Source organism: Mesorhizobium sp. M1365 (genome assembly GCF_040317865.1).
Taxonomy (GTDB): Bacteria; Pseudomonadota; Alphaproteobacteria; order Rhizobiales; family Rhizobiaceae; genus Mesorhizobium.
Map to the genome: position 1 here is coordinate 1 of NZ_JAMYLG010000094.1, position 3,423 is coordinate 3,423.

Below are 3,423 nucleotides of genomic sequence, written 5' to 3' on the forward strand. Positions count from 1 at the left end.
TCGGAGGACAGCCAGCCGGCCAGATGTTCGAACATCGCCGCCACATCTCAGGTGGCCACCGCTTCCGCGATTACTTCATGTTCGTTCGTCGGCCCCCCGACCGGACATCCGCGGCGTGGAACAATTAATTTCAATTCTCATCCGCAAAGCTTCCATACGCATGCCGTTGATTGTACGGACCCTTAGCAGGCTGTTGAAAAAGTGGCTCGCAGCGAGGCAGTGAGCCGTGATTCAGTGTCTCCGGAGAGATTCGGAGAACGAGGCATGCGCGGCGGGGACGACCGGTCTGGCGAACTGTTCAGTTATGTTGATCTCGAGGCTCGGGTGCGGCGCGATCATCCGTTGCGCCGCATTCGGGCGATTGTGAACGAGGCGCTTTCGGCGTTGGAGCGGGACTTCGCGGCGCTGTATTCGCCGATGGGGCGGCCTTCGACCCCGCCGGAAAAGCTGCTGCGAGCGATGCTGCTACAGGCGTTCTATTCGATCCGCTCGGAGCGGCTGTTGATGGAGCGGCTGGAATACGACCTTCTGTTCCGCTGGTTCGTCGGGATTGGCGTTGACGATGCGGCCTGGGATCATTCTGTGTTCTCCAAGAACCGCGACCGGCTGCTGGAGGGCGACATCGCCGCAAAGTTCCTGAGCGCGGTGCTGGCGCAGCCCAAGGTCAAGAGGCTTCTGTCGACGGATCACTTCTCGGTCGACGGGACGCTGATCGAGGCCTGGGCGTCGATGAAGAGCGTCAAACCGAAGGACGGCCCAAGCGGCGGCCATGGCGAGCCGCCGGCTGAAGGGGGCGGGCGAAACGCGGAAGCGGACTTCCATGGCCACAAGCGCTCGAACGACACACATGCCTCGACCACCGATCCGGATGCCCGGCTCTATCGCAAGGGCAAAGGCAAGGAGGCCAAGCTGCGCTTTATGGGACATGGCTTGATGGAGAACCGCCACGGGCTGCTGGTCGACGCCTGCCTGACACTGGCCGACGGACATGCTGAGCGGGTGGCCGCACTGCACATGATCGAACCTCGCGCCGACCGACCGCAGGCGATCACGCTCGGTGCCGACAAGGCCTACGACACAGAAGACTTCGTCAATGAGCTGCGCTCGATGAGGGTGACGCCGCATGTAGCGCAGAACAACACGAGTGGCCGCAGTTCCGCGATCGATGGGCGCACGACGCGGCATGGCGGCTATGCCGTCAGCCAGCGCATCAGGAAGCGCATCGAAGAGGCATTCGGTTGGATCAAGGTCGTGGCCGGCCAGCACAAGACGAGGTTCCGCGGCCGCGACCGTGTCGGATGGGCCTTCACCTTCGCAGCCGCTGCCTACAATCTGGTGCGACTGCCAAAGCTCATGGCGGAGACCGGCTGATGGCCAAGGTTCCCGGCTTCGCCAAGGCCTTTGCCGGCCGCTGGCGCATCGTCGAGATGGATGTTTGGGATAACGACTTCCTCGATCTCGTCGAGGAAGCGCATCTGACATTCAAAGGCTCGGCGGATGGCGAGATCGCCTTCGGCGCACTCAAGGGCTTCCTCGATGTCCGATATGGCACCCGCGATGGCTCAGCATGCGCGGAATTCTCGTGGGAGGGGCATGATGAGAAAGACCCAGCCTCTGGCCGCGGCTGGGCTGTCTTTGGCACTGCAGGCCGCCTCGTCGGCCACTTCTACATCCACAACGCCGACGATTCAGGCTTCGTTTGCGAAAGAGCCTGACTTCTTCAACAGCCTGTTAGTGCTGAGTTCATCGATTAGCGAGATCGATCCCGGAGCGCGCCGACTCGCGCGGCGGCTTCCCGGTCCGACTAAACACGCGCGAAAAGGCGGCCGCGCTATCGTAGCCGACCTGCGCATCGACACTCTTGACCGGTTTGCCCTTGCCGAGAAGCTGGCGCGCGATCGTGATGCACCAGACCGTCAGGTATTCAATGGGCGTCAGGCCAACCAGTGTACGAAAATGATCGGCGAACCGCGTGCGTGACATGCCCGCGACGTCGGCCAGATCCTCAAATGGCGTCGCTCTCAACGACGTGACGCACGATTAGGATCAGGAGATAGTCGAGCGCCGCCTGCCGGCCTCGGTTGCCGCCGGTGCTTGAACCGCTGCGGCAGGGGTCTAAAACACCCTCCACGCCTGCAATCTCGAACCAGCAAATCACCGAGGAGACAATTCCCATGAAAGCAATTGTTGTAACGGACCAGACTGCGGGAACGGCCGGCATGGCATTGGTGGAGCGGCCCGAGCCACGGGCAGCGATCAACGACGTCGTCGTTCAGGTTCATGCGGCGGGATTCGTCAACACCGAACTGGAGTGGCCTTCGACCTGGGCGGATCGGGCCTTTCGTGACCGGACGCCATCGATCCTCGGCCATGAACTGGCCGGTGTGGTCACCGCGCTTGGCTACGGCACTACGGGGCTGTCGATCGGACAGCGGGTGTTCGGTCTGTCGGACTGGCATCGTGACGGCACGCTTGCTGAGTACGTCGCCATAGAAGCACGCAATCTCGCTCCATTGCCCGGCGATATCGACTTCGCCGTTGGCGCGAGTCTGCCAATCTCGGGCCTGACCGCATGGCAGGGCCTGTTTCAGCACGGCCGCCTTCAGGCAGGACAGAGCGTGCTTGCGCATGGCGCGGCCGGCGCCGTCGGTTCGATCGTGACACAGCTTGCGCGGGAAGCCGGCGCCTATGTCATTGGTACCGGACGCGCCGCCGACCGCCAGAAGGCGCTCGACTTCGGTGCAAATGAATTCGTCGAGCTCGGGAACGATACGCTGGAGGACGTCGGCGGCGTCGATCTGGTGTTCGATGTCATCGGCGGTGACATTCAGGAGCGGTCCGCCGCGCTGATCCGGGCCAAAGGAACGCTTGTGACTGTCGTCGGGCCCACCCAAGTGAGGCCGGCAGATGGCCTGACAATCGACTTCGTCGTCGAGGCGGATCGCGCCCAACTGAGTGAGATCGTTCAGCGGGTGCGGGACGGACGACTGCGCACGAACATCGGCAAAATTTCGGCTCTCGACGAGGCCGTTGCAACCTTCAACGCGAGCGAGCGACGCACGGGGAAGACGGTCATTCGCGCTCGTCCGTAGGAACTTGGGAGAGAGGACGGTTCCTCTCTTCTCGGTTATCGTCTGCTGGTTTCACTGGCCCGCGCTGAGCGATATGACCACGCGACTACGACTGGCCCTTCGAAGATCTGCAGCGGCGTAGCCCACGTCGAGAAACGAAAACCGGACGCATGGTGGGCCCTCGGCCGAACGTCAGCTTCCGGCTCTTTGGGATCCAAGCCGGACGGTCTGGTAATGGCCCCAAAGTGACAGTCAGCAACGCGCCTGATGCACGAACCCGCTTCGCGGGAGGGGCGCCTCGTTCTGAGATGGCGCGACTGCCATTTTGACTTGAGCGGGTAGAGGGGTCGAT

Annotated in this window: 5 protein-coding genes; 3 read left to right on the forward strand and 2 right to left on the reverse strand. The window is 62.6% G+C overall.

Annotated features, from left to right (window positions below; genetic code table 11):
• Positions 1-264: 264 nt before the first annotated feature.
• Both NKH04_RS32920 and NKH04_RS32925 read left to right on the forward strand, forming a co-directional pair.
• Positions 265-1,371, forward strand: a complete 1,107-nt coding sequence (locus NKH04_RS32920; RefSeq protein ID WP_352502258.1) for an IS5 family transposase — start codon at positions 265-267, stop codon at positions 1,369-1,371.
• Positions 1,371-1,715, forward strand: coding sequence for a hypothetical protein (locus tag NKH04_RS32925; RefSeq protein ID WP_352502257.1), 345 nt, complete (start codon positions 1,371-1,373; stop codon positions 1,713-1,715). Before NKH04_RS32920 ends, NKH04_RS32925 begins: the two co-directional genes overlap by 1 nt.
• A 28-nt stretch (positions 1,716-1,743) precedes the next feature.
• Here NKH04_RS32925 and NKH04_RS32930 read toward each other — a convergent pair whose 3' ends face one another.
• Positions 1,744-2,025, reverse strand: coding sequence for a helix-turn-helix domain-containing protein (locus NKH04_RS32930; RefSeq protein WP_352929674.1), 282 nt, complete (start codon positions 2,023-2,025; stop codon positions 1,744-1,746).
• The gene (locus NKH04_RS32935) at positions 2,006-2,176 is read right to left on the reverse strand and encodes a hypothetical protein (RefSeq protein WP_353045593.1); all 171 of its coding nucleotides are present in this window, start codon (positions 2,174-2,176) and stop codon (positions 2,006-2,008) included. The genes NKH04_RS32930 and NKH04_RS32935 overlap by 20 nt, the downstream gene beginning before the upstream one ends.
• On the opposite strand from NKH04_RS32935, the gene NKH04_RS32940 reads away from it, so the two are divergent.
• Entirely contained in the window at positions 2,175-3,092 is a 918-nt protein-coding gene (locus NKH04_RS32940; protein ID WP_353045594.1) for an NADP-dependent oxidoreductase, read from the forward strand. The two genes, NKH04_RS32935 and NKH04_RS32940, sit on opposite strands and share 2 nt — an antisense overlap.
• The last annotated feature ends 331 nt before the right edge of the window (positions 3,093-3,423 follow it).

What these genes read in the sequence shown, in the direction of transcription:
- NKH04_RS32920 (WP_352502258.1), top strand. Translation starts at nt 265, where the DNA reads ATGCGCGGCGGGGACGACCGGTCTGGCGAACTGTTCAGTTATGTTGAT.
- NKH04_RS32925 (WP_352502257.1), top strand. Translation starts at nt 1,371, where the DNA reads ATGGCCAAGGTTCCCGGCTTCGCCAAGGCCTTTGCCGGCCGCTGGCGC.
- NKH04_RS32940 (WP_353045594.1), top strand. Translation starts at nt 2,175, where the DNA reads ATGAAAGCAATTGTTGTAACGGACCAGACTGCGGGAACGGCCGGCATG.
- NKH04_RS32935 (WP_353045593.1), bottom strand. Translation starts at nt 2,176, where the DNA reads ATGGGAATTGTCTCCTCGGTGATTTGCTGGTTCGAGATTGCAGGCGTG.